Genomic DNA, 26405 nt, shown 5'->3' on the forward strand with positions numbered 1-26405 from the left:
AGGTAATGTCATGCCGAGACCCGTCTTCAACGAAGAAAGATGTAAAGGCTGCGAACTATGCACGGTAGTATGCCCCCATAAAATTGTAGTGATCGCCAACCATTTTAACAGCAAAGGCTATCGTCCCGCCACCTGTGAAGACGAATCGAAGTGTGTAGGCTGTGCTTTATGTGCGAAAACTTGTCCGGATGTAGCTATTGAAATCCATAAAACCGAAAGTAAAGATTCGCTTTAAGCAGGGAACTGCTTAGAAGCCGTCATCTGCGTCGTTGCTCCTGCGGTTCTCACTACAGCGTACAACCAGTACGCTTCCGTTCCGGTCCTCGTCACGCCTAGCATCTAACGACTTCTAAGCAGTTCGTGGCACTTGATCACTGGTTACAACTTAAGCATATTAGAATAAAGGTGTGATTTTGTGGCAGAAAAAATTTTAATGAAGGGCAATGAAGCAATCGGTGAAGCAGCTATCGTTGCGGGGTGCCGCCACTACTTTGGTTACCCCATTACCCCGCAAACCGAGCTTACTGAATACCTGTCGAAAAGAATGCCCCAAATTAATGGTGTATTTGTTCAGGCCGAAAGTGAAATAGCAGCTATTAATATGGTCTTTGGCGCTGCCGGCGCCGGGGCCCGGGCCATGACCTCTTCATCAAGCCCGGGCATTAGTTTAAAACAAGAGGGTATCTCGTACATCGCCGGTGCGGAACTGCCTTGTGTTATTGTTAATATGGTGCGAGGCGGCCCTGGTCTTGGCGGTATACAACCGGCGCAATCCGACTATTTTCAAGCTACTAAAGGAGGAGGCCATGGGGATTATCGGACCATCGTATTGGCACCTAATTCTGTACAAGAACTTGTCGACATTACAATTCTTTCCTTTGACCTGGCCGACAAATACCGCAACCCGGTATTGATTTTAGGCGACGGAGCATTGGGGCAAATGATGGAGCCGGTGGAGTTTACCGGCATTGACAGCAAGCCTATGGAAAAACCGTGGGCGGCAACAGGACTGAGAGGACGGACCGAGCCCAATATCATTACCTCCCTGCATTTACAGCCGGAGAAATTGGAACAGCATAATATTCACCTGCAAGAAAAATATGCGAAAATTAGAGAGAACGAAATCCGTTATGAAGAGTTATATACCGAAGATGCGGAGCTAATATTGGTTGCTTATGGCATTACTTCCAGGATTGCCTGTTCGGCAATGGAAAAGGCAAGATCAGAAGGATTGAAAGTCGGTATGCTGCGTCCTATCACTTTGTGGCCTTTTCCTGATTTACCGTTGGCCCGGTTGGCCAAAACCACCAACGCTTTTCTGGTACTTGAATTGTGCGCCGGTCAAATGATCGAAGATGTACGTCTTGCGGTCAATGGCCTTAAACCGGTCTACTTTTACGGGCGCATGGGCGGAATGATGCCAAGTCCCAAAGCCATATACAACCAAGCTGCAAATATTCTTGCCGGTAAGGAGGGAAAGTAAGAATGGAGGAAAAAATAGAAAAAATATTTGCCAGACCTCACGGTTTAAAAGACCTGCCTTTTCATTATTGCCCTGGTTGTCACCATGGTATCATACAACGCCTGGTGGCTGAAGTAATTGATGAATTAGGAGTTCATGCTAAAGCCATTGCTGTAGCTCCGGTCGGATGCTCGGTTCTTTTATATGAATATTTCAGCTTTGACGCCTGTGGAGCTGCTCACGGCCGAGCTCCGGCCGTAGCAACCGGCGTAAAGCGGGTACATCCTGATGCCGTCGTTTTTACCTATCAAGGGGACGGCGACCTTGCCGCCATTGGCTGCGCTGAAATCATACATGCGGCCGCCCGCGGCGAAAAGATTACAACGATATATGTAAATAATGCCATTTACGGTATGACCGGCGGTCAAATGGCACCTACAACCTTAGTCGGGCAAGTAACCACTACATCACCCTATGGCAGAAACGCCGAAACTGCCGGTCACCCTGTTAAAGTCGCGGAAATGCTTGCTACTCTGGATGGAGCTAAATTTATCGCCCGGGCAGCCGTCAACACCCCTGCAAATATGACTAAAGCCAAGCTGGCAATTAAAAAGGCTTTTGAAGTTCAATTGAACGGTGAAGGGTTCTCTCTAGTAGAATTATTATCAACTTGTCCGACAAATTGGGGGATGTCGCCCATTGAAGCGTCAAAATGGCTCCAGGATAAAATGATACCCTACTACCCTCTCGGAATATACAAAACTGTCAACGGGGTGGGAAAATGATCTATGAAATAATTATGGCTGGGTTCGGCGGCCAGGGTGTTATGTTAATGGGACAACTATTAACCTATGCCGGGATGCTTGAGGATAAAAAAGTTTCTTGGATTCCGTCCTACGGACCGGAGATGCGCGGTGGAACAGCAAACTGTTCGGTAATCATTTCCGATGAACCTATTGGATCTCCGATCGTGACCGAGCCTACTTTGGTTGTAGCAATGAATCTGCCCTCAATGGATAAATTTGAATCTGCTTTGCAGTCAGGGGGCGTACTCATCATAAACAGTTCATTGATTGAGAGGGAAGTTAGGCGAGATGACATAAAAGTTTTTAAAGTTCCGGCTAATGATATAGCAGCTGAGTTAGGTAATATAAAAACTGCTAATATGGTAATCGTTGGCGCTCTTATCGGCGCAACCGGCATAGTGGCGGCAGAAGCCGTACTTAAGGCTTTTGCAAAAATGTTTGCAAAAAAACCTGAATTGCTTGCTATTAATGAACAGGCAATAAAGCGAGGTATGCAGTTTATACAAAAATAGCAAGCAATAAGTAACTACCTTGCAGCTTAGCTGATGGGGGCAGTTACTTATTGCTTGCTCAGTTAACTTAACAAATATTAACAAATAAAGAAATAAAGGAGGATTTTTAGCCCAAATAACGAAATCCTTATACTTATACAGTAAGCTTTTGGTATTTGATAGTTTAAGCTTCTTAGTTAAAGTTTAATATTGGTGGTGTCAATAGTGGCTCATGATTTACTAGGTGATTTCAAAGCGTATTCTTTAGCCGGAACAGAACGAGAAGTGCGCTTTATTACCAGTGTATTGAATTTGCCAACAGGAGCAGCAATCTTAGACCTATATTGCGGTTACGGACGACACGCTATCGAACTGGCCAAATTAGGATATCAAATTAAAGGAGTAGATGGCACTCAAGATTTTTTGGATATTGCCTTACAAAAAGCAAAAGAAGCTCACGTCGACATTGATTTTTTACAATGCGATATGCGCTTACTAAGTTTTTACCAGCAGTTCGATGCTGTAATCAATATGTTTGCTGCCTTTGGATACTTTAGTGATCAGGAAAATGCTGATGTTATTAAACTCGTTGCCCAATCTTTACGACCTAGCGGATTATTTTTGATCGACTTGCTAAACCGAGACTGGATGGTTCGTAATAATCTTAACCGTTATTGGCGTCACCCAAATGGTGAATATGTACTTTCGTATAAGGTTGAACTGCAAAATGGTATTGCTACAATGAAACGTCAATTAATCAATCAGGTCACCGGTAATAAAATTCAGTATGAATTTGTTTTACGGGCCTACTCTCTACCGGAAATGACCAATATTTTAGCCAACAGTGGTTTCAAGATCCTTGCGGCATATGGCGGTTTTGACGGCCGGACCTATAGTGCCGAAACCCCGCGTATGATTATATTGGCAGAGAAGGAATAACCTGCAAAATAAAGTTAAAGTCCTGAAGATCAGATAGAGACTATTGGGTCTCTATTTTTTTGTATCCTTGCTTATGAGATTGAGTCACCCTCCCGGGTTGTTTATTCATAACATAAGAAAGGAGGGAAACGAGGTGGGATAAATGATAATCACTATAAATAACCATAAACGACAAGCACATAGGAAAAAAATAGGGGTAGCTCTAAGTGGCGGCAGCATCCGCGGTTCAGCTCATATTGGAGTATTACAGGCACTCAATGATCATAACATTCCTGTAGACTTTATTGCTGGTTCCAGTGCGGGAGCGATAGTGGCCAGTCTATACGCCTGCGGCTATAGTCCCATACAAATGAAAAAACTTCTTCAATCGCTTCAGGTACAGGAATTAATCGACTTAAAAGTAACAACAGCAGATCTCTTCAAACACGGACTTAAATGGATGCTTAGCGGCAAAGTCCATTTTTGGTCTGTATTTCCTACCGGTCTTATCAAAGGGGAAAAAATTGAACGTTATTTAGCGGACTTGCTCCAGCAACGTACCATAAGAGATACAAAGATCCCGCTTGCCATTACAGCTGTGGATATTATTTCTGGAGATACCGTATTTTTTACCTCACCACTCCCAAATAACAGAACAATACTAAACGCCAGATACTACCATAATGCGCTTCTTTATGAGGCGATTAGGGCAAGTATTTCCATTCCCGGTATTTTTTTTCCCAAAAAATACCGTAATATGGCATTGGTAGATGGAGGCGTCAAAAATAATCTGCCAACTGATATTTTAAAATATATGGGGGCGGACGTAATTATCGGCGTTGATCTTGGCTACAACGGTCAACAGAACTATGAAATAGAAAAAATGGGCGAAGTATTGCTCCGTTGTATAGAGATCATGGGAAGAGAAGTTACATTATTAAAAGGCCAGCAATATGCAGACATAATGATTCGCCCGCAGACGATTGAAGTCAGTTTTAAAGACATGAAACAAGCGTTAAATTGTATATATCATGGCGAATTAGCAACTTTAGAAAAAATTCCGGAAATAAAAAAATTATTATAAGCGGGGTTTCCGAACATACACCCTTTGATATACTTTGGTTCAGAAAAGTTTAAGCTTTTATTGTCGACGTTACTTCCCTTTGTTCTAATGCATATCATAAAGTAAATTTTCTAATGGTATTAAAACGAGGGGTGGAAGAATGAAAAAGCTGGACATTCCACTGTTATTTCGCGAATTAGTAAAGCAGGATCAAGATGAGAATATTGTAGGTGCCGGATTAGGGCATAAATATATGCGGGGAAAAGATACAGGAGAAAATGCCGTAACTGTTCTTGTTAGAAAAAAAGTACCAAGAAACGAATTAAAACGAGGTTCAATCATTTCAAGAAAAATCGGGAATCTTCCGACAGATGTTATTGAAGTGGGTGACATCCAACTGCAAAACGACCGTGACGACCACAATGATCGTACAAAAGCATTACGTCCGGCCCAACCCGGGGTGAGTATCGGACATTATAAGGTATCGGCAGGAACTTTTGGCGCAGTTGTACGAGATAGAAGTACAGGTGAAATACTCATCTTATCAAATAACCATGTACTTGCTAACTTGACTAACGGCACAGATGGGCGCGCCATAAAAGGGGATCCGGTTTTGCAGCCTGGTTTATATGATGGAGGAGAAAAGGAATCATCTACGATAGCCTACTTGCATCGTTTTATTCCGTTATATCGTGATATAAACCGTCCAAACTGTAAAATTGCTCACATGTTTGAATCATTTTTAAATGCCGGTATCCGATATTTTCAACCTCATTATCGAGTGCAAATATTGAGAGAAAGCGAAAAACTAAATCGAGTTGACTGCGCGGTTGCAGTTCCGGTACATCCGGATGCAATAAATCCAGAAATTCTAGAACTGGGATTAATCAAAGGAGTAAAAGAACCGCAAATCGGAATGAAAATAAAAAAAAGTGGCCGCAGTACGGGAATTACCTCAAGTCATGTAATTGCCACCGATGTAACTTTCAAGGTTGGAATAAGCCAACATGAATATGGGATATTTACCGACCAAGTGCTGGCAGGTCCAATGAGTATGCCTGGCGATAGCGGGTCAATCATACTAACTGACGACAACTACGCTGTGGGACTTTTATTCGCCGGTTCCGAACAAGCTACGATGCTTAATAAAATTGCCAACGTATTGGATAGTCTAAATATTATATTTTAGTTGATAATCAATTAAAATTACTGATTATGAACTAAAAAACCAGGAAACTAATCCTGGTTTTTTATTAGAATTGAATTGATTTTGTTTTTGCTTTATTCATGATAGATTTTTTACGATTTTGTAGGAACTTTTGTTTTCTGGTTTCATTATTATTTTCATTATTATATTGATCTGTATTATATTGATCTGTTTGCTTGCTTGATGGATTATACCAGTCACGTTGCTGCATAGCCTGAAATAAGGTAAAGGCGTTATCATGCTCATCACGCTGCATATCTTCCATAAAATTGTAAACATGAGAGTGTGTTGATTCCATAATCGCATGTTCATATAGATGCGAAATATGTTTTTCAGTATTTATCAGATCGGCTAACATGTCCCGATCGGATAAGCGGTTTTGACGACTCTCACTGCTATAATATCGTCTCATATAAGACATTTATATCACCTCTTTATAATCTTTTGATTTAGGCTTGGTAATCCTAACATTTGTTTTATTTTATCCGCATGCTGGCGTTTATTTTTAGCTATGCTGAAAAGCATATTCTTTAATTCCCGATCTTCGCATTGATCGGCATAAACACTATATTTCGTTAATATTAGATTTTCCATCTGAAGCGCATCTTCAAGGTAGGTTTTTTCTTTTTGTGAAAGCTGTTGAAATGCAATTCCCTGAGACATTCTAATCACCTCATTTATATTCTAGATATGTACTTTCCTGAACCCATTTTAGTATCTGGCTAACTTCCAAAAGATATACAGGTAAATTTCGGTGATATCGGTAATTATAGCCAAGTTTTATTTTATTAGTCCACAAGTATAGCTTAGGAATCCCCTTCATAATATTGTAAAATTCAACAAAAAGTATGATATAATTATTGCATACAGCCTAATTGGGGGATTTATAATGAGCAATATAATCGATTTTGACAGCAGAAAGAAAATTCAAAATGAAGCTAAAGCCGCGCAAACTCTTCAATTAACATGCCCATGTCGTAACAATACATTTACATTTTCACTCCTTAATCTCAAAACCAGAAGATTTGTCTTACAATGTACAAGATGCAGTCAAATAATCGATGTTGGAGAAATGCTAAAAGAAATATTGAATCAAGATAAAAACCAAACGTATTAAGCGAAGATTGAAGACAAGAATAAGTAAAAGAGATTAATTGCGAGTTAGATATGCTAATGAGCATGGCTTATGATGTCTGGACTTATGGAACTTCAGCAATTCAACATACGTGAAAATTGCCAAACCGGGCTTTGACTGAATGAAAATATTTCGTTTAATGTGGTGCAATTTTATGGCGGTTTTGGAACTTCATATATAGCGAGTCCCCTCTCTTGCTCTATTTTACATAATAGATATTATCGGACGTATTTTCAAGAATACCTCAAGGGCATTATTGAGCTACCTGTATTTAATTTCATATTGGATCGTTACTTGAATCGTTATTATACACATTTTGTTTTACGGTTTTAAAACCATCCGATGGCTTAACTGGTATTTTTAGAACCTGCCCAGGAAAAACCTGAGCAGTATGATTCAATTGATTAATCTTAATAATTGTATTAACTACCTGACGAATATCATCCTGTTTCGATATATAGTTTCCGGCAATAGTCCACACAGAGTCACCAAATTTAACCTGAACGGTCCGATACTGATATTCCGCTGATCCTGAATTAAAACCGAAACCATAATTATGTACGGCTAAAGCATCAGAGTAACCGCTGCCAAAAAATAATAAGGCTAATATACCGATCACAAATTTAAAGACTGATTGGATTCTTTGGTTTCTTCGCCCATATTTCATAGAAATACCGCCTCCAGAACATATGTTTGTAACTATTATAACACGCACATATGTTCTGGTCAACAAAATACGAACGAATGTTTGCAATATGAGATTATGATGCTATAATATATAATATAAATAATAGTAATAGATAAGAATAGGCGGTGCAAAAAGAGTGAGTGTTAATAATAAAGAATTTCTACTAAATACTCGCCAGAAACAAATATTAACATATATTAAAGATACACTACGCGCTAAAGGGTACCCCCCCTCGGTACGGGAGATTGGTGAAGCTGTCGGATTAAGTTCCAGTTCAACAGTACATAGCTATTTATCAAAATTAGAGGAAATGGGCTTTATTCGTCGCGACCCTACCAAGCCCCGTGCTATTGATGTCTTGGATGAAGCCCCATGGCGCTATAAGCGAATGGTACCGGTACCGCTTGTCGGGCGTATTACTGCCGGCGAACCAATATTAGCGGTTGAGAATATTGAAGAAACATATCCGTTACCTACAGAATTAATTGGGAATGATGAGAATATTTTTATGCTGACTGTTCAAGGAAACAGCATGGTTGATGCGGGCATTTTAGATGGCGACTATGTTCTGGTAAGGGAACAAAACGTAGCTAGAAACGGTGAGATAGTCGTTGCGCTTGTAGACAGAGAAGAAGCTACTGTCAAGCGTTTTTATAAAGAAAAGGACTATGTTCGGCTACAACCTGAAAATGCTGCTTTTCAGCCTATTTTCTCCCGTGATGTCACTATTTTGGGTAAAGTTGTTGGGATATTTCGCAAATTATAAAAAATTTATAAATATGTTAAATTATATATTTATAAATATAAATATATAAATATATAATTAGGATAATAAAAAGCGGGTCTTATCCAGACGCGCTTTTTATTATCAATTAAAAGAACAATTAATAATTATTATTTAATTTTAGTGCCCATACGTACTACTCTGTCTACTGGTGGAAATTCATCTATAGCCAGTAGTTCTTGCTTAACAACTTTACCGTCAATTTTCTTGATCCGATATGTGGTAACGCAAAGGCCCTTTTCTCCTTCATCTTCAACAATTTCTTTTCCGTATTCCAAATTAGAATCCTGTCTAATAACCGTATTGGGTTCGACCACTTTTTGGTCGGCAGCAATTATTTGTATTTGCGGAGGATCAGTGATTCGTTTTCCGTATATATTTATAGTCAAATGATTACCCATAACTTCACTTGTAATATATATATTGTGCGGTGAGTTATTTTTAAATTTAAAATCCAGCAGATTATCAGCAACTGTAGCATCTTGTCCAATGGGTACGTACGCAGGTGGACGAAAGTGGGCCGTACGTTCTTCAATGTCATAATCTGCCAGTAGTATTGCATTATACAGGGTACTGCTCACCTGACACACCCCGCCGCCCCAGTCGGGAACTAGTTTACCGTCAATATAAACAGGAGCTTCTTTATATCCATGCCGGGCTAAACGAAGTCCTACCGTATTATTGAAAGAAAATATTTCTCCAGCTCTAACCAGAATATCACTAACACTTTTAGCCGCCAATAGTATATTTTGAGTCCGGTTTTGATCTGCCGGGTTAAAATATGTCGTGTAAGATGAGACCAAGCCGTCAATTTCAGTTAAATCCTTTGCACAAACCGCCGGAACAATTTCCTCTACAGTTAAGTTAAGATTTAAAAAAGGGCGAGTATTTAAATTGGCAGCTGCCTCTGCCATGCTTTTTGCTAAATCAACTTTATAACCGACAACTTCCGGAACAACCTCAATTGTTTTTCCGACTCCTGTAACTTTTAGTTTCGCATCTTTTGCTTCGCGGTCAACGGTCCGCGCAATCGTTCGAAATATACTATATAGTTTGTCTTGGTTATAAGTTAAAGCCAGCTGCAATTGGTGGCCCTGGTTAATACTCAAATACCTTTCTTTGAATCTCGTAAAGGTGCTCCCTGTTCTACCAACTAGATAAGCTTCTTTTGCCAGTTTGGCTGCATCAATGTTAAGATCAATGTCCTGAGCCGATATAGATCGGACATTATCTTGAAAGATCACCTGAATATACGGTCTCTCAAATTTGACCTTAAAAAATGCTAATATCTTTTGTTCAGCTTGTTGTACCGACAAGCCGCCAACATTAATATCGCCAACGGTAACACCCTGGTATATCTCGTCGGTGACTAAAAAAGCAGTACTAGCTGCCAACACACTGACTGAACTAAAAAGCAGAATAATATTCAAAAAGATTATTATATTTACTCTTTTCGATGTTATCGCCTGCGCAGACACAATTAATATTCCTTTCAGCAGATTAATTCAGCTAATCTTTAGTATAGAAAGTCATGCTCGTATTGTATGCTCATTGAAAGTTCAACAAGCTTACCTGCTACTTTTGCCTTTTGGAGTACTTCTTCCGTAACGTCTTCTCCCCGGTCGATAATTAATGTTCCGTTGTCAGCTTCAACCGGCCGACTTGCTTTTTTACCCAGCAAGAACTTGCGGTGTTTGTCATCAAAACGTTTTGCAGAATCATCAGCAGAATGCTCTTCAGATTGCTCTTCGCCAGCAGAAGGAGTCACAGTTGGAACAGCTGCTGTTGTTTCCATTACAGACTGTTGCACTCTAATCTCTGTAATTGGCTCGGATATATGAGTAGGCTTACTCTCAATTATAGATTGATCTGTGACACCAGCAATGTCGTTTTCCTCCACGATAATCAATACGTCCTTACCAAATGTCAAAACTCGTTCAGCAGGTATATGGACTATTTCTCCGTCGTCTTTCACCATCTCGCATATGCTGATTTTCCCGGTAGGATCAACAAAAACTTCCGTTATTTTTCCTAAAATTTGGCCACCCTTAGTAAGAACTTTAGTATCTATTACCTTAATATCAGCTAAAAGAAGCTTTTCTAGCTCTTCCTGTTCTGTTACGGGTAACAAATCACTGCTATTATCAATGGTTACGGCATATTCCCCGATCCCATTAATCACTTCAAATGGCAACAGCTTCGCACCAAAATACCATTTTCCATCGTCAATTACCAAAGCAGCAACCGTACCGTGAGTGTGGTCAATCAGAATATCTTTTACCCTACCGCATTCCTTGCCTTCAGTAATGCTTACGACTGACAAACCAACAATTTCAGCACTTTTTTTCATCTTTATATTCCCTCCCGTTACTATATAACGTATGACCATATGGCAATTGACAATGGAAAACGGAAAATTCCTAAGTTAATTTTCTCCATTCGCGAAACTCTTCGTCAATTTCATATCGAATTGATTCGGGAATCAAACTATAGGGGATTGAACCTAAGCAATGTTGAACTAATACATTTTTTATTATTCTCAGATAAGCAATGGTGCTGATAAACTCTTGTTCAAGTAATACGTCGTTTTTTAATTGGGGTAAATTTCGTCCTTCTATAAAAATACTGATTGCTTCGTCGTATGCTCCTCTATGTTTAAACAAGTCCCCAACTTCCACCACTAAAAACGGAGCCGCTTCACTCCCTGGATAAAGCTTCAAAGCTTTCTGAAAAGCGCTTAGTGCCGAATCAAAATATCGCCTTTCTTTGTGCCAAAAAGCATAGTCAAGTAAATCATCCAAAGAATCAGAAGCAGGCTTAGTATCGTTTAATGGTCCATCCGCTATTGTTGCCGGCTGTTCATTTTCCACTATATTGGGATTATCCTCTCCCTCTGCTTGGCTAAAATTACCTTCACGGGATACGCCGCTGGTATTATTTTTGTTTTCGCCACAAGTGACAGCAACTTCTTTAGCTTTATTACTTTGATCACTTGTGATTTCATTGACTGCAACAGCATAAATTGAACCGTCAGTAATGGTACGAATCTTAACTTGCGCCGAAATATGTTTTTCATCTTTAATTTCAAAATCTCTATCTGTAACTGCAGCGGAAAGCTCACCTAAATCAGACAACGGGATGTGTATTCGTAAATCATCTGAATGATTTTGCAGATTAGTTTTCTCATGTTGCTCAACTAAATTCCCATCATAATAGGCAACAAAATAGGCAAAAAATAAGGCAAACACAGCTAACAAGGCCAAGGTACCTGTGAGGCCGGCAAAACCTACAACCATGTGCGGCAGAATAAGGCTTAATATCATAGAAAAACCAGCGCACAAAATCAACGGGCGCAGCCGCAGGTTAATACCTAATATGCAATTAGCTAATTTGTAAACAATAAGCGTTGTAGCCAAAATTGCCACTAAACCGATTATTACATATTCCACGCCAATACCACCAACAAACAAATCTGATAGCCTTTTTGTCGATATATGCCTTATATCGTCATATTATTTTTACATTCGACATTAGCGATTATTTTCCTGTCTAAATATTTACATCTAACGAGAAATATGTTGTAAAATAAATCGTTTACAGTTTAAGAACGGCGCTTGCCGCTCCTAGCACTCCTATTACTGTATGTTCAAAAGTAAGGCCCCCCTGAATATAAACGGTGTATGGACTGCGTAGAGGTCCATCGGCACTTAATTCTATTGATGAACCTTGCACAAACGTCCCCCCTGCCATAATCACTTGATCGCTATAACCCGGCATTGGACTAGGCACAGGGCAAACATGAGCATCCACCGGTGAGTAACGTTGTAACCCTTGGCAAAAAGCAATCATTTTTTGAGGTGAACCTAACTCAATAGCCTGAATAATATCACTTCGTCGGTCATTCGGCCGGGGAAGTGTACGATAGCCTATCTGGGTGAATAAGGACGCTGCAAATATAGCTCCCTTCAGAGCTTGGGCCACAATATGGGGAGCTAAGAATAAACCTTGAAACAATAAGCGGGGTTCAATCAGCGAAGCTCCAATCTCACCGCCAAGGCCAGGAGCTGTTAAACGATAACCTGCCAATTCAACCAGTTCTGTACGTCCCGCTATATATCCACCCGCGGGAGCTATACCGCCACCTGGATTTTTGATTAAAGAACCTGCCAGGATATCAGCGCCGCCTGCGGTGGGTTCTATCGTTTCCACAAATTCACCATAGCAATTGTCAACAAAGCAAATACAGTCAGCCTTTATGCTTTTAACAGCGTTACAAATCTCGCCAATTTCTTCAATACTTAATGGCTTACGCATACTGTAACCACGGGAACGTTGAATTAGGACCATTTTGGTCTTTTTATTGATATATTTCGCTAAGCTTGCAATATCCACGCCATTTTCTACCATTGGAAGTTCGGCGTAACTTACACCTTGCTCTTTCAATGACCCGGGGACATGTTTTTTGTTGCCGATAACAGTTTGCATGGTGTCATAGGGAGCGCCTGTAACAGCTAACAATTCATCTCCTGGGCGTAATATCCCAAATAGGACACATGTCAAAGCATGTGTTCCAGAGGCAAATTGAGTTCTTACCAATGCTTTTTCGGTTCCGCATAAATCCGCCCATACTTCATCTAATTTACTGCGGCCGGCATCGCCATATCCATAACCGGTGGTAGTACGAAAATGATAATCAGAAATCTGATGTTTGCGAAACGCTTGTAATACCTTGGCAGTATTTTGTTCAGCAATTTCTTCAACAGAGGTAAATGTTGCCTTAACCTGTTCTAATGCTTCGTGCCGCATCTTCATTAACTCTCGCGAAAATTCATACGAAAATTCATACATTGTACTCATCTCCTGCCACATATGTTTCATAACGCCCCCTTGTCTCAATAGGTAAGGAGGCAAAAACAAGAATACCTTCCGGTCTGTATTCCGTGCGATTAACAATTGCCGTCTCATAAAGCTCCGCCACAAGACCACTTTCAGCATAAGGAATTAGCAGCACTGCGTCCCTGCTATACCTCTTTGTACCAATTTCAAGCATATCCAGTAATTTATCCAGATTTTCACCGGTCAGGGCCGAAACAGCAACACTACTTGGTTCACGAAGCATCCGTTCAATCACGGCGGGGTTGTCTTGCTTATCTATTTTATTGAACACAGTAAAAATAGGTTTCTTACCAACATTAACAGCATTAACAGCATTAACAGCATTAACAGCATTAACAGCATTAACAGCATTAACAGCATTAAGTTCTTTCAAGACTTCATAAACTGCATCGCTTTGCTGCTGATATTGAGGATGACTTGCATCAATTACATGCAACAATAAATCAGCCTGAACTACTTCTTCTAAGGTTCCGCGAAAAGCGGCAATCAACTGATGAGGCAGTTTTTGGATAAACCCCACAGTATCACTAAGTAACGCCTCTTTTCCATTAGGCAGCCTAATTTTCCGGGTAGTTGGGTCCAAAGTCGCAAATAGCTTGTCCTCAGCCAAAACGCTCGCGTCGGTCAGTTTATTTAATAAAGTAGACTTACCGGCATTCGTATAACCCACTAGCGCTATTGTAGGAATACGTGATTCCTGTCGTCGTTCCCTATGCAATTTGCGGTGCTTCTTATGGGTTTCGATTTCTCTTTGAATTTCAGTAATTCGGGTCCGTATACGCCTGCGATCAACTTCAAGCTTTGTTTCCCCCGGTCCCCTGGTTCCAATGCCACCTCCTAAACGAGATAACACAAGTCCTTGTCCACCTAAACGAGGCAAATTATACTTCAATTGCGCCAGTTCAACCTGCAGCTTTCCTTCATGTGACCGTGCGCGCTGAGCAAAAATGTCCAAAATTAGTGCGGTACGATCGATAACTTTTGAACCAAGCGCTTGTTCCAAATTTCTCTGCTGGGCCGGGGAAAGTTCATCATCAAAAACAATGATATCCGCGCCTTTCGCCTGCCTTAGCAGGTTAATCTCCTGCACCTTGCCCTTTCCAATATAAAAGGCCGGGTCAGGCTGACTACGTTTCTGCCAAACAGAGCCTGCAACTTCGGCACCGGCCGTCTCAGCGAGTTGGCCTAATTCTGTTAAAGAATCATGAATATCCCAATCTCCTTGTCTCTCAATTCCGACAGTAAGAGCTCGTTCAGTCTCCAATAGTTCCGAAGCTTTTTCCCTGTTTTCCAATTGACGTTCAATCTGGCTAACCAAGTAATTAAAATCTGCCTGAATGAAGTCATTAATGTCTAACGGGCCAACCGTCTGAATTTCATAACTGTCTTGTTTGTAACCGCTAATGTAGCCGAAGCTTACCTCACGTATTTCGTTTTTCCCCACTCCTAAGGCAACCATCAAATCAAACCGCATTTCCTTGAGGGAAGCCGCATCCACTGAACTGAGACGGCTGTCTCCTCCCGGATGGGTATGAATGCAACGAATGCCGCTCAAGCGGTTTAGAGCCCTTCGCCCTTCCGGGTCAGCCAGTGATACCGTACGGGCGTCTCCCACCGTTATCCGTATAATTAAGCCACGTCTGTTAATGTAAACGGCGATTTCACGCTTCAATAAAGTAGTGAATTCGGCAAGAGCGCCGGCTAGTTCGAGACTTATCGTTTGTCCGTGTGGTACCGACATATCATATATCCTTTCCAAAGTACTAATAATACTTTGTTTTATGCCGTGCGTTTCGCCGTAAATTTCCGTCACTGGCAACACTCCTTATCTCCCTATAGTTCATCTTTTATTACTATTAGTCGCGGGTTGAGCTTTCCCTGCAATGCAAGCTATTTGAATAATCAGCAAAAAGTTCTTGGCAAATTAGGCAGCGTCCGGATTCTAATGATTTTTGCCGCATTAACAGCGGTAATTCAGCTGCCGCTTCTTTTCTTCCAATTACGCGGCCCTGATACTTTCCGGCTATATATCCCAAAAGGAAAGCAGCAATAACAGCGATAATCAGCTCCAAATTCATGAGCGTCCTCCTTGCTGGCGCATTGACCACATGTAAACAGAGGCAGTGCCAATAAACGTAGGAATGATTAAACTTTCAGCGGCAACCCATGCCAGTAAAAAGCCGAGGAGGGCTGTAAGCATACATTCAGTCTTCCCAAAATGATTGGCCATATTTCTTTGTCCGGTTAAGCGGTCGGTATAGGCATCTATACAATCATCAATAAGTTGAACTGCAAAAACGAAACATAGGGAAAAAAACATCATTCGCCAGCCAAGCAGTATCATCCCAAGTACCACTGCTAATACCGACTCGTAGAAGCCGGTAAGACGGCTGGGATACAAAGTATTAAGATCGTTGAACATACCGACAACATAACTTCCAATAAACAATGACAGACTCAACTTAGCATTAATTCCTGCTGCTATTGCCAAGAACAGCATCGCATACACCATCGTTCCCGGACCAAGTCTCTCTGCCCAGTTAACTTGACCGCCAGTCAAATCAGAAACCCTGTCAAGATAATCATCCGCCAATTTCACAGCAATTGAGCAACATACAACTGCAAAAAAGATTGAACCAAAATCAAATATTTCTTGCCACACAAAGTTTCACCTCTTTAAAACCTTGTCCGTATAGAGAAGAAACCGGAATAATACTGGCATGAGGAAAAGCAGCTGACAACTTGCCGAGGTTCTCTTTGGCTGCCGGCAAATCAACTTTATTAGCCAGCAGGATATACGCGTTCTTACTTATTCCATAATTGTAAAAATCCTGGTCCACATTAGTATGGTCTGCGTATTTTGGGAATATTGATAAATCCACAATATGGATAATAAAATCGGCATAGCGGAGCAAGCCGATGGTTTGAGCCATCCCCTTACGAATGCCTTCATCCTGATGAATATGCTCAACTATGCCGCAAGTATCAGTTAGTTTAAAGTTTACGGCTGTTTTACCAACAGCTATTTTTAAAACCATCGACTGGAGGCAACGAGTTTTGTGTTTGGTTGATGAGCATAATTCACGCTTCGCTTCGTCAATGGAATAATGGCGGCAGGTCGTAAGTCCGTCATAGGTTCGAAAAGTAACGTCCACATTTTTACTGCCAAGATATCCTGCAAAATTTAAAGCAAACATTGTTTTGCCGGAGTTAGGTTTACCAACGATTACACACTCTCGCATTGTCCCACCTCCGCAAGATCACCCGGCTCAATTAGCATTAGTTCTTCTCTACTGATATGCTGTTTCGAAATCAAACGAACTGCTTGCCGTCTAATGGCTTTTTCAATTATATTTCGTACCGTTCTAGCATTACCGAAATTTTCTTCAGCACCTTTCTCTGACAAATTTAGAACTTTTATTAGGGCTGCTTTTGTTTGACTGGTCAGTTGATATTGCCGTTTTAGGCACATTTGTTCAGCTATCTGCATTAATTCGGGTTCGTGATAATCGGGAAAATTAATATGGATAGGAAATCTCGATTTGAGGCCTGGGTTGGTCTGTAAAAAATTCTCCATTTCTTTTTGATAACCAGCTAAAATGAGGATCAATTCATCCTTATGATCCTCCATTGCTTTCACCATACAATCTATAGCCTCTTTACCAAAATCTTTTTCTCCCCCCCGTGCTAAGGAGTAGGCTTCATCAATAAACAGAATACCGCCGTAAGCTTTTTTTAACTGTTCTCTGGTTTTTTGAGCAGTATGGCCTATATACTCGCCTACCAAATCGGCCCGCTCTACTTCGATCAAATGCCCACGGGATAATACACCCATTTCGTTGAATATTTTGCCTAGAATACGGGCAACGGTAGTTTTTCCTGTTCCCGGATTTCCTTTAAATATCATGTGCAAGACCAAAGGCTCGGTATTGAGTTTTTCTTTTTCCCGCCGCTTTTGTATCTCAATGAACGCATATATTTCCCGCACCAATTTTTTTACTTCCGTAAGACCTATCAAATTATCTAATTCATGCAAAATGTTATCAATTCGTTGGGCTTGCGAATACTGAGCGCCAGCCGAATCGGCACGCGGGACGATATTATCCATCTCCTGCAATATGCGAAAGGCTTCTGACGGAGAAATCTCTCCGGATTTTATAGCCGACAGCACATCCTGGGGCCACGGATATGTCATCACTTTCACCTCACTGTGGCAAGGTGTATCGTGATATACATTATACGCAGAGCATCTGAAAAAGTGCCAAAAAAAAAGCGAAAGGTTTTTAAGCAAGAAGAAACAGGCCTGCTTCTCGATTCGAAACCGACAAAAGTACCCCAGGTAAAATTACCTGGGGTACTTTCATACTGTTTGAATTAATAGTTTAACCAAATTCGAAGACCCCCAAACTTCGCTGGAGGCAGACTCCCCCCACCGCAACCTCGAAGTTAGCTGAGCTAAAACGGGTTCACTTATCCACCTTTACGAGATCTTCTTTTTTCTCATGGATACTGGCAGATAGCGGACGAAAGGGAGTAATGGTTGAAATTGCATGTTTATATACCAATTGCTGCTTACTATCGTTTTCGATTATAACAGTAAAATTATCGAATCCCTTTACTGCGCCACGCAATTGAAAACCGTTAACCAAATATATAATGACGGGAACATTTTCTTTGCGTACTTGATTGAGGAAACTATCCTGAAGATTAATTACTTTATTGGTCAAAAGAAACCCCTCCGATATAATATTTACCTGTTGTTATTCTACCCTATACCATACTTTTCCGCAATATAATTGTAAACTATTTCCAATATTTTATCGTACTCATCAAATTTGCCAAGATCAATCCACTCTATGTAGGGCATCTTCCGGTACCAGGTCAACTGTCTTTTAGCAAAGTTTCTGGTAGCTTTTTTAATGTTCTCAATAGCAACGGCCAAATCCACTTGTCCCGCAAGATACTCGACTATCTCTTTGTAGCCAATGCCTTGCATAGCCTGAGACTCACTGGGTACACCCCTATTTAATAAATTGGCTACTTCCTCCACCAAGCCTTGAGAAATCATACAGTCGACGCGTGTGTGTATTCTTTCATAAAGAATCGACCGGTCAATATTGAAACCTAAAACTAGAGCATCGTAAAGAAGTCCTGTTTCCGGAAGTTTATTTTGAGATATTTTTTCGCCCCCTAGGTAATATACTTCTAAAGCCCTGATAACTCGTCGGACATCGTTGGGATGAAGACGATTAGCCACTTCCGGCAATACTTCTTTAAGTATATTATGGAGGTACGGATTTCCCCGTTCTTTCGCGATAGATGCCAGCTTGCCACGCAATTCTTCATTGCCATTCGCATGACTAAACTGATAATCTTCAATAAGAGCTTTAACGTATAGCCCGGTTCCACCTGCCAAAATCGGGATTAGCTGTCGATCATTAATATCAGAAATAAGCTTTCTTGCCCGTTGTTGAAACTCTACAACACTAAATTCCTCATAAGGCTCTAGAATGTCAATCAGATGATGGGAAATACCTGCGCGTTCCCTAAGGTCGGGTTTGGCAGTTCCAACATTCAGCCCACGATAGACTAACATCGAGTCGCCAGAGATGATTTCAGTTTTTAATAATTTCGCCAAATCTATACTAATCTTGGTTTTTCCAACGGCTGTAGGCCCGATGATGGCTATTAGGCGTTCCATCTCTCAGCCTCCCTAACCTTTTGCCCTAGAGATGACTGATCGCAATGAATGATCCCGTATTTGATGCGGCTGTATTTGCCTCCGAAAAAACGGTTAATACCTAATTTGGCAAATTGCTCACTATCCCGCCCATCTTTAATGACTACCCGTTTTTTTGCTATTCGCATAGCTTCCTCAACCGCATCGACGGTAACCGGCTGCTTGTCTGTCAAATACCTTAACGGTTTCATGCAGGAACTTCTATAAACAGGCTGACGAAACATTGGGTCAAAATAAACTATGTCAAAACTATTATCCGGAAGAGAATGAAAATAGTCCATGTAGTCTATATTTTTAACTTCAATTCGCCGCAAAGATTCAGTAATCTTAAGTTCATCATTTGCAAGTATAAAGCGACTGAGCCCGCTACCGGTGACTAGAGCAATAACAGGGGAACTTTCCAATCCAACAACACGACCTTTGCTTCCTGCCACAAAATTTGCAACTATGGCGTCGGTGGCTAAACCTAAAGTACAGTCAAGCACCGAATTGCCAAAGGCCAATTCCATTGCGTCTATCATATGGTCATGTTTTCCAATTATGATATTTTTTATTCGCAATTCAGCCATGCTTAAATGAAAAAAATACTCTCCCCCTGGTGTGTGCACTACCGGTCCGTTACTGGTAGCCACCAATACCATGTCTGCATGAAATTGATCTTTGAGATTGTTGAGAGAAGTCCGTCCCCGTGGAGTAAAAGGAACAGCCAATTTTTTCGCAATCTCCCGCCCGCAATCGATTATTTCCCAAGACGGCTCTTGTATGGTAGTAACTACAATATCCATATAACCACCTATTAAAGCGTGTTTCAAAAAACACGCAACCTTAATTTAAGGAGGCTGGTTCAAAATGTTCAGATGCTAGGCGTGACGAGGACGCGAGCGGAACAGTACAGTTAAGTACGTGCAGTGAGCGCCCGCAGGAGCAACAACGCAGATGGGCGTTTTGAACCAGCCTCCTCAGGTACGTTTAAACATTTTAGCCAGCTCCGCGAAGCTCACTCTTATCGTGGTAGGTCGTCCATGCGGGCACGTATAGGGAAATTGTATACTTCCCAGTTCAGTAAGCAGGGCTTGCATCTGACGCATATTCAAAAGATCTCCGGCTTTAATCGCAGCCCGGCAGGCGGCAATTTGCAGATAGGAATGGCGCAGTGTTTCCGGAGTTGGCTGGTGCATGTTTTGCATTAAACTTAATACTTGTCGAATTATAGGCTCAGCTTCATCTACCGGAATGTCGGCAGGGGTTTCTTCTAACCGCATTGTATCAGGCCCCGTTTGTTCTAACGTAAACCCCAAGTCATAAAAGAGAGGTTTATGTTCAGCGATGATATCACAATCAGATGAAGAAAATTCAAGAAAGACAGGAACCAATAGTTGTTGCGAGGGTATTCGTCCTGCCGCTCTGCCTAATCGTTCATACATTATTCTCTCATGGGCGGCGTGCTGATCAATAATATAAAGGCCGTCATCACCTTGCGCGATAATGTAACAAGAGTCAATTTGCCCCAGAGGCACAAGTTGGAGCGATGCTGCACCGGTTTCGGGCATGGGGTCCTGGTGCCCATAGTCTTTCTCCTGCCTGATTATGTCCCTGGCTTCTGCGAACGAGAGTTTGTCAGGATTATCCTGCCACAATAGCTGCGGTTTTGGCAGAGTATGAAAATATGTTTTTCCTGCTGTATTGGGAGAAGAGATTCCCTGATCATGAAAAAAGTTATTATGAGTCGGTGCAACAGTGGCTGCTGCTATACTTCCTTCTTTTGCATCCTTATCCGGCAATTTATTGGCAAGGGCTTCTAAAATCGCTTTATAGACGATTCGGTATATTTGCTGTTCATCACTGAATTTAACTTCCTTCTTCTGAGGATGGACATTTACATCAATACTGTTCAGAGGAATCATTACGTCTAAAACAACTAACGGATTACCATTTTTGGGAACCAGCGAAAAATAGCCATTGTCTAATGCTTTTACAAGCATTCGATTGTTTACTACCCGTTTATTTACAATGAACGTTTGCCATTGTCTACCGCTTTTTAATAAAGCCGGTTTCCCCACAAATCCCGCTATGGTGATCTCATCTTGAAAATACTGAACAGGAATAAGATCCGGCGCTACCTTATGTCCGTACATACAGGCGATTACATCTTGTAGCTTTCCATTTCCGGTAGTCAGCAGTACTATTTTCTTATTATTTATAAATTTAAAAGCAATATTGGGGTTCGATAAAGCCAGCTTGCCAATAATATCGCTGATATGGCCACTTTCAGCAGTAACTGATTTCAAAAACTTTCGTCTGGCAGGTGTGTTAAAGAAAAGGTCTTCGACGACTACCGAAGTACCAATCCCGGCGCCGACTTCCTGAATAGGTTCGACTATGCCGCCGTTCAATGCCACTTGTGCAGCCAGATCGTCTCCCATCTGCCGGGTAGTCAGAGTAAACTTGGAAACCGCTCCAATACTGGGAAGGGCTTCACCGCGAAAACCTAACGTAGAAATAGCCGTAAGATCAGCAGCATTTTTAATTTTACTGGTAGCGTGCCGCAGGATGGATAACTCGGCATCTTGACGACTCATACCTATTCCATCATCAGTAACCCTGATATAACTGGTGCCACCCTCGGCAATTTCAACCTCAATGCTCTTACTGCCGGCATCAATAGAGTTTTCAACCAGTTCTTTGACAACCGCCGCCGGACGCTCAACCACTTCACCGGCGGCTATCTTATTCGCAGTATTTTCATCAAGTACCTTTATTCTTGCGATCATATACTACCGGTTTCCTTTCTTGCCTTATTCTGCAGACGATAAAGAATGTTTAAAGCCTCTAACGGAGTTGTTGACAGTATATCAATTGTCAATATTTCGTCGGCAACGCTGGAAGAAAACAGCGATACAGGCGTGATAGTGCTTGTAGCAGCTATTTGCTCCCTGCTTTGCTGCGAAACCGACACTATACTCTTACTGGCCTCTAATTCCTGCAATACCTGTTGGGCCCGTTCAATAATACGTTTTGGCAGACCGGCAAGTTGGGCTACGTGAATACCGTAGCTTTTGTCAGCTCCGCCAGGGACGATGCGTCGTAAAAAAACAATATCACTGCCACGCTCTTTTACCGCAATGGAATAATTCTTTATTACCCTGCTGGTGTCAGCCAAGTCCGTAAGTTCGTGGTAATGAGTTGCAAACAACGTTTTCGCTCCGACTTTGTCCCGGATATATTCAACTACCGCCCTAGCAATACTCATTCCATCAAAGGTGCTGGTTCCCCTGCCGATTTCATCAAGAATGATTAAACTTCTGGCTGATGCATATTTTACAATTTGCGCTACTTCATTCATCTCTACCATGAATGTGCTTTGACCTGTAGCCAAATCATCACTTGCGCCCACACGGGTAAAGATTCTATCCACGGTGCAGATTGAAGCTTCACGGACAGGTATAAAGCTGCCGGTTTGTGCCATAAGGGTTAATAACGCCACCTGACGCATGTAAGTCGATTTACCTGCCATATTAGGCCCTGTAATGATCATAATTTCGCTGTCATTATGATTCAAGGTTGTGTCATTGGGTACAAACATTTCACGTTTTAGAAGACGCTCCACTACCGGATGACGGCCATCTTTAACAATAATTTCCGAGTTATGATTTAATTGCGGTCGAACATAATTATAGCGGGCAGCCGCTTCAGCCAAGCCTGTGATTACATCAAGTTGGGCAATTTGTCTTGCTGTCAGTTGAATGTCCTGTAGACGTTCTTTTATATAATCGCGAATGGTGAGAAAGAGCTGATACTCAATATTGACAATTTTCTCTTGCGCACCTAAAATTTTAGTTTCAAAATCCTTTAATTCCGGCGTAATATACCGCTCTGCATTTACCAGTGTCTGCTTACGTACATAGTTGGGGGGTACTGCCGCGGAATTGGCGTGAGTTACCTCAATGTAATAACCAAATATTTTATTGTAGCCAACCTTTAAAGACTTGATGCCGGTAATTTCCCGCTCCTTTGCTTCCATTTCCTGAATTAATTGTTTGCTATCCCGGGCCAAGCTACGCAGTTCATCTAACTCCAGATCATAGCCCTGTCTGATAATATTGCCCTCCCGAACTGACAGAGGCGGGTTATCCACAATGGCTGCAGCAATCATATTAACAACATTGGCATGAGTGTTAAGGGAAAGATTTATGTCTAGCCAAAATTTCGCTCCACAACTGTTGAGACGCTCTTTAATTGCCGGCAGTACCGCAAGGGAAGCTTTCAACGACACTAAATCCCTGGCGCTGGCCGTCCCCACTTCGATTCTGGTCATGATCCGTTCGAAGTCGTATATTTTCCCCAATTCTTCAATCATCTGTTCCCGCAGGGTAGGCTTTTGCACAAACTCCTCGATTGCATCCTGGCGTCGGATAATTTGTAAGGGATTAATCAGGGGAAATTCCATCCATTTTTTCAGAAGACGTCCGCCCATGGCTGTTTTAGTGAAATCCAGCACTGATAATAAAGTGTCTTTTCGTCCTCCATCCCGCATGTTTCTAGTAATCTCAAGATTGCGTAAAGTAGCGGCATCCAAAACCAGGTATTCCTTAGTGTCCAAATTAATGAGCCGATTAATATGGGATAGGTCATTCTTAACTGTATAGTGGAGATAATAAAGCAAATACCCCAGCGAAGATAACACACAAGGGTTTCCGGGTAACTCTTCCGGTGAGAAATGCCGTTGAGGAAGTTGCTCCGCCTGGGTGACATCATCTACAACCAATGTGGTTTGGGCACAACTGGGAATCCGCTGGGAAACAAAAGAACTAATAGTATCTAAACTATGTATCTTGCCAACAGTCACTAATTCAGACGGCATCAGGCGGAATAATTGATCACAAACTGCCGTCAAACGGGAGTTCCCGGCAAATAAAGTCCATAGGCACTCCCCTGTCGATATGTCGGCAGCGGATAAACTGATAGTATCATCTTCTTCATATAGAAGGACAAGATAATTGTTCCCTGTTTCTGAGAGTAAAAGTTCGGATAGAATAGTACCGGGTGTAATGATTTTGATAACTTCCCTGCGTACAATTCCTTTTGTTTGTTTGGGATCCTCAACTTGTTCGCAGATGGCAACTTTATAACCTTTATTAATCAGCTTGGTAATGTAACTCTCAACCGCGTGATAAGGAACACCGCACATCGGAACCCGGATGTTATGCCCTCCCTCCCGGGAAGTCAAAGTAATTTCCAGCTCTCTCGCAGCCAATTCAGCATCTTCAAAAAACATCTCATAAAAGTCACCCAGCCGGAAAAACAATATTTCATTGGGATGTTTACTTTTAATATCCCGATATTGCTCCATCATGGGAGTATAACTTGCCGTCATGAATCAATTCTCCTCTTCCCTGTCGTTAAAAGTCAGGCGTCCTTTTAATAGCCAGGTCTGCGCACTTGTAACATTTATATTCACCAACTGGCCAATCTTTTCCGGACCGCCTTTTTCCCAAATAACGATTTTGTTGGTTCTCGTTCGTCCCATCAATTTTGACTCATCGGTTTTACTAAAACCTTCGACAAGAACTTCAACAGTTCTATGTATCAATTGCTTATTGATTGTCAGACTTACTTGATTTTGCATATCCATAAGCTGTTTCAGGCGAGCCTTTTTTACCGCCAGTGGAATTTGATCTTCATATTGAGCGGCGGGAGTACCGGAACGCTGAGAGTATAAAAAGGTATAGGCAGCATCAAAACCAATTAATTTTACAAATTCTAGCGTTTCTTGAAACATTTCATCCGTCTCCCCTGGGAAGCCGACAATAATGTCCGTCGTTATACTCGAACCCGGGATCAAATCGCGTATTTTTTTAACTAACTGGCAATAATATTCTGTCGTGTATCCCCGATTCATTCGGTCCAGTATTTTGTCGCTTCCCGCTTGGATCGGCAAATGAAAATGTTCGCAGATTTTTCTGCTGTCTTGAATGACCTTTATTACTTTATCATTCATATCTCGCGGATGGGAAGTCATATAGCGGATTCTTGCAATGGATTGTATACTGTCGCTTTCTTTAAGCAAATCGGCAAAATCGGCCCCTTCTTCACTATCTTTACCATAAGAATTGACGTTTTGGCCAAGAAGGGTTATCTCCTTAAATCCTTCTTTCCCCAATTGTTCAATTTCTGAAATTATGTCTGCCAGCGGTCGGCTTCTTTCCCGTCCACGCACGTAAGGAACGATGCAGTATGTACAAAAATTATTACAGCCATACATTATAGGAACCCAGGCTGATATCTGGCCTTTACGCACTGTAGGTACATCAGGAGCTAAACGCTCCGCCTGGTCCCATACCGCCAGAACCTTTTCTCGCTTTGCCTCCACCGTCTGTACCAATTCTGCTAATTGGTGAATATTGTGGGTGCCAATAACTATGTCCAAATGAGAAAATTTTTTTAGAAGTTTTTCCCGCTCTTTCTGAGCCATACACCCGGCTATAACAATAATTATATTAGGATTTAAAGCCTTATAACGTTTTAATTCACCAATTTTTCCATGTATCTTTTTTTCGGCGCTTTCCCTGACGCAGCACGTGTTAATCACTATAAGATCGGCTTTCTCCAATTCTGTTGTCGAGTGATACCCCAGCCTTTTTAGTTGACCTGCAAATCGTTCGGAATCATTCTCGTTCATCTGACAGCCGTATGTCAGAACTATATAGTATTGGTCGCCAAACTTATTTGAATCCCGGTCTGGTTCAATCGATATATGCGTATTGACTTCCCTGACTATCACTGATTATCACTCCGATAATTCTAATGTTCTATGGATGATATTATAGCCTAAATATGGATGTTATACAAATAATACCCGCCCGGCTTCCACCAGACAGGTATCCGTCAAACTTCTTTATTGTAAACCGCCCAATAAGCTGTCTAATTAGGGAAGTCATTCCAGCAAGCATACTTTTTTATGAAATGAGCAAGATATCACGTACTTGTAAAATACAGCAAGATATCAATGTAGGAGGAGTTTAGCATGTATGTACAAGCACTAACAACGCTTCTCAACCTTAATGAAAAATGGGACTATCTTAGTGATCAGGAAAAACGAGTGACCTTAGAAATAGCTATTGAAGAGTTAAATCAATTTATACTTGACTATGATTGTACTGCCACTGGAAATGCTCCCGTCAAGAGCGAGGAGTAAGTTCCAGTATATAAAACTCC

At 41.5% G+C, this 26405-nt stretch carries 28 protein-coding genes; 10 read left to right on the forward strand and 18 right to left on the reverse strand.

The genetic code is table 11. The features are described from left to right. Positions 1–10 precede the first annotated feature (10 nt). The 7 genes from MAMMFC1_RS18650 (at position 11) to MAMMFC1_RS18680 (ending at position 5929) form a co-directional block, all read left to right on the forward strand. Positions 11–235, forward strand: a complete 225-nt coding sequence (locus tag MAMMFC1_RS18650) for a 4Fe-4S binding protein (protein WP_126309950.1) — start codon at positions 11–13, stop codon at positions 233–235. Positions 236–415: 180 nt separating this feature from the next. Further along, complete coding sequence (locus MAMMFC1_RS18655) at positions 416–1483, forward strand: 3-methyl-2-oxobutanoate dehydrogenase subunit VorB (RefSeq protein ID WP_126309951.1); 1068 nt, start codon at positions 416–418, stop codon at positions 1481–1483. A 2-nt stretch (positions 1484–1485) separates the two neighbouring features. After that, positions 1486–2247 (forward strand): thiamine pyrophosphate-dependent enzyme, encoded by a 762-nt coding sequence (locus MAMMFC1_RS18660; RefSeq protein WP_126309952.1) that lies wholly within the window; start codon positions 1486–1488, stop codon positions 2245–2247. Next, a complete protein-coding gene (locus tag MAMMFC1_RS18665; protein WP_126309953.1) occupies positions 2244–2780 on the forward strand; it encodes a 2-oxoacid:acceptor oxidoreductase family protein in 537 nt (178 codons plus the stop codon). Before MAMMFC1_RS18660 ends, MAMMFC1_RS18665 begins: the two co-directional genes overlap by 4 nt. 204 nt (positions 2781–2984) lie before the next feature. Beyond that, positions 2985–3698 (forward strand): class I SAM-dependent methyltransferase, encoded by a 714-nt coding sequence (locus MAMMFC1_RS18670; protein ID WP_126309954.1) that lies wholly within the window; start codon positions 2985–2987, stop codon positions 3696–3698. A 142-nt stretch (positions 3699–3840) separates the two neighbouring features. Further along, complete coding sequence (locus MAMMFC1_RS18675; RefSeq protein WP_126309955.1) at positions 3841–4761, forward strand: patatin-like phospholipase family protein; 921 nt, start codon at positions 3841–3843, stop codon at positions 4759–4761. A 139-nt stretch (positions 4762–4900) separates the two neighbouring features. Continuing rightward, positions 4901–5929, forward strand: a complete 1029-nt coding sequence (locus MAMMFC1_RS18680) for a chymotrypsin family serine protease (protein WP_126309956.1) — start codon at positions 4901–4903, stop codon at positions 5927–5929. Positions 5930–5993: 64 nt separating this feature from the next. Here the strand turns inward: MAMMFC1_RS18680 and MAMMFC1_RS18685 are convergent, their stop codons facing one another. Continuing rightward, the gene (locus tag MAMMFC1_RS18685; protein ID WP_126309957.1) at positions 5994–6368 is read right to left on the reverse strand and encodes a spore coat protein; all 375 of its coding nucleotides are present in this window, start codon (positions 6366–6368) and stop codon (positions 5994–5996) included. A 5-nt stretch (positions 6369–6373) separates the two neighbouring features. Next, a complete protein-coding gene (locus MAMMFC1_RS18690; RefSeq protein ID WP_126309958.1) occupies positions 6374–6610 on the reverse strand; it encodes a ferritin-like domain-containing protein in 237 nt (78 codons plus the stop codon). A 226-nt stretch (positions 6611–6836) separates the two neighbouring features. On the opposite strand from MAMMFC1_RS18690, the gene MAMMFC1_RS18695 reads away from it, so the two are divergent. Continuing rightward, positions 6837–7064, forward strand: a complete 228-nt coding sequence (locus MAMMFC1_RS18695) for a hypothetical protein (RefSeq protein ID WP_126309959.1) — start codon at positions 6837–6839, stop codon at positions 7062–7064. A gap of 295 nt (positions 7065–7359) precedes the next feature. Here the strand turns inward: MAMMFC1_RS18695 and MAMMFC1_RS18700 are convergent, their stop codons facing one another. Continuing rightward, positions 7360–7749 (reverse strand): LysM peptidoglycan-binding domain-containing protein, encoded by a 390-nt coding sequence (locus tag MAMMFC1_RS18700; RefSeq protein ID WP_126309960.1) that lies wholly within the window; start codon positions 7747–7749, stop codon positions 7360–7362. Positions 7750–7906: 157 nt separating this feature from the next. Between MAMMFC1_RS18700 and lexA the strand changes: the two genes are divergently transcribed. After that, positions 7907–8536 (forward strand): transcriptional repressor LexA, encoded by a 630-nt coding sequence (gene lexA, locus MAMMFC1_RS18705; protein WP_126309961.1) that lies wholly within the window; start codon positions 7907–7909, stop codon positions 8534–8536. 128 nt (positions 8537–8664) lie between these two features. Here the strand turns inward: lexA and MAMMFC1_RS18710 are convergent, their stop codons facing one another. The 15 genes from MAMMFC1_RS18710 to miaB all read right to left on the reverse strand — a co-directional run bounded on the left by MAMMFC1_RS18710 (position 8665) and on the right by miaB (position 25938). Then, positions 8665–9984, reverse strand: coding sequence for a VanW family protein (locus MAMMFC1_RS18710; protein WP_232035539.1), 1320 nt, complete (start codon positions 9982–9984; stop codon positions 8665–8667). Positions 9985–10070: 86 nt separating this feature from the next. After that, positions 10071–10904 (reverse strand): PRC-barrel domain-containing protein, encoded by an 834-nt coding sequence (locus tag MAMMFC1_RS18715; RefSeq protein WP_126309962.1) that lies wholly within the window; start codon positions 10902–10904, stop codon positions 10071–10073. 70 nt (positions 10905–10974) lie between these two features. Next, on the reverse strand, positions 10975–12024 hold the full coding sequence (locus MAMMFC1_RS18720) for a tetratricopeptide repeat protein (protein WP_145987656.1): 1050 nt from the start codon (positions 12022–12024) through the stop codon (positions 10975–10977). Between the two features lie 124 nt (positions 12025–12148). Further along, the gene (locus tag MAMMFC1_RS18725; protein WP_232035540.1) at positions 12149–13432 is read right to left on the reverse strand and encodes a methionine gamma-lyase family protein; all 1284 of its coding nucleotides are present in this window, start codon (positions 13430–13432) and stop codon (positions 12149–12151) included. Continuing rightward, positions 13395–15263, reverse strand: coding sequence for a GTPase HflX (gene hflX / locus MAMMFC1_RS18730; protein ID WP_126309964.1), 1869 nt, complete (start codon positions 15261–15263; stop codon positions 13395–13397). Before hflX ends, MAMMFC1_RS18725 begins: the two co-directional genes overlap by 38 nt. A gap of 43 nt (positions 15264–15306) precedes the next feature. Continuing rightward, positions 15307–15528, reverse strand: coding sequence for a hypothetical protein (locus MAMMFC1_RS18735; RefSeq protein ID WP_126309965.1), 222 nt, complete (start codon positions 15526–15528; stop codon positions 15307–15309). After that, the gene (locus MAMMFC1_RS18740) at positions 15525–16112 is read right to left on the reverse strand and encodes a hypothetical protein (protein ID WP_126309966.1); all 588 of its coding nucleotides are present in this window, start codon (positions 16110–16112) and stop codon (positions 15525–15527) included. The genes MAMMFC1_RS18735 and MAMMFC1_RS18740 overlap by 4 nt, the downstream gene beginning before the upstream one ends. After that, complete coding sequence (locus MAMMFC1_RS18745; protein ID WP_126309967.1) at positions 16093–16692, reverse strand: GTPase domain-containing protein; 600 nt, start codon at positions 16690–16692, stop codon at positions 16093–16095. The genes MAMMFC1_RS18740 and MAMMFC1_RS18745 overlap by 20 nt, the downstream gene beginning before the upstream one ends. After that, positions 16677–17645, reverse strand: coding sequence for a stage V sporulation protein K (gene spoVK, locus MAMMFC1_RS18750; RefSeq protein WP_126309968.1), 969 nt, complete (start codon positions 17643–17645; stop codon positions 16677–16679). The genes MAMMFC1_RS18745 and spoVK overlap by 16 nt, the downstream gene beginning before the upstream one ends. 271 nt (positions 17646–17916) lie before the next feature. Then, a complete protein-coding gene (hfq, locus tag MAMMFC1_RS18755; RefSeq protein WP_126309969.1) occupies positions 17917–18177 on the reverse strand; it encodes an RNA chaperone Hfq in 261 nt (86 codons plus the stop codon). A gap of 38 nt (positions 18178–18215) precedes the next feature. Continuing rightward, positions 18216–19151, reverse strand: coding sequence for a tRNA (adenosine(37)-N6)-dimethylallyltransferase MiaA (gene miaA, locus MAMMFC1_RS18760; RefSeq protein WP_126309970.1), 936 nt, complete (start codon positions 19149–19151; stop codon positions 18216–18218). Then, complete coding sequence (locus tag MAMMFC1_RS18765) at positions 19139–19975, reverse strand: class I SAM-dependent methyltransferase (RefSeq protein ID WP_126309971.1); 837 nt, start codon at positions 19973–19975, stop codon at positions 19139–19141. The genes miaA and MAMMFC1_RS18765 overlap by 13 nt, the downstream gene beginning before the upstream one ends. Before the next feature lie 174 nt (positions 19976–20149). Continuing rightward, entirely contained in the window at positions 20150–21958 is a 1809-nt protein-coding gene (mutL, locus tag MAMMFC1_RS18770; protein ID WP_126310769.1) for a DNA mismatch repair endonuclease MutL, read from the reverse strand. After that, positions 21958–24564, reverse strand: a complete 2607-nt coding sequence (gene mutS / locus MAMMFC1_RS18775; RefSeq protein ID WP_126309972.1) for a DNA mismatch repair protein MutS — start codon at positions 24562–24564, stop codon at positions 21958–21960. Before mutS ends, mutL begins: the two co-directional genes overlap by 1 nt. A 3-nt stretch (positions 24565–24567) precedes the next feature. Continuing rightward, positions 24568–25938, reverse strand: coding sequence for a tRNA (N6-isopentenyl adenosine(37)-C2)-methylthiotransferase MiaB (miaB, locus tag MAMMFC1_RS18780; protein WP_269471898.1), 1371 nt, complete (start codon positions 25936–25938; stop codon positions 24568–24570). 276 nt (positions 25939–26214) lie between these two features. On the opposite strand from miaB, the gene MAMMFC1_RS21630 reads away from it, so the two are divergent. Then, positions 26215–26385 (forward strand): hypothetical protein, encoded by a 171-nt coding sequence (locus MAMMFC1_RS21630; protein ID WP_158618818.1) that lies wholly within the window; start codon positions 26215–26217, stop codon positions 26383–26385. The last annotated feature ends 20 nt before the right edge of the window (positions 26386–26405 follow it).

Source organism: Methylomusa anaerophila, from assembly GCF_003966895.1.
Taxonomy (GTDB): Bacteria; Bacillota; Negativicutes; order Sporomusales; family Sporomusaceae; genus Methylomusa; species Methylomusa anaerophila.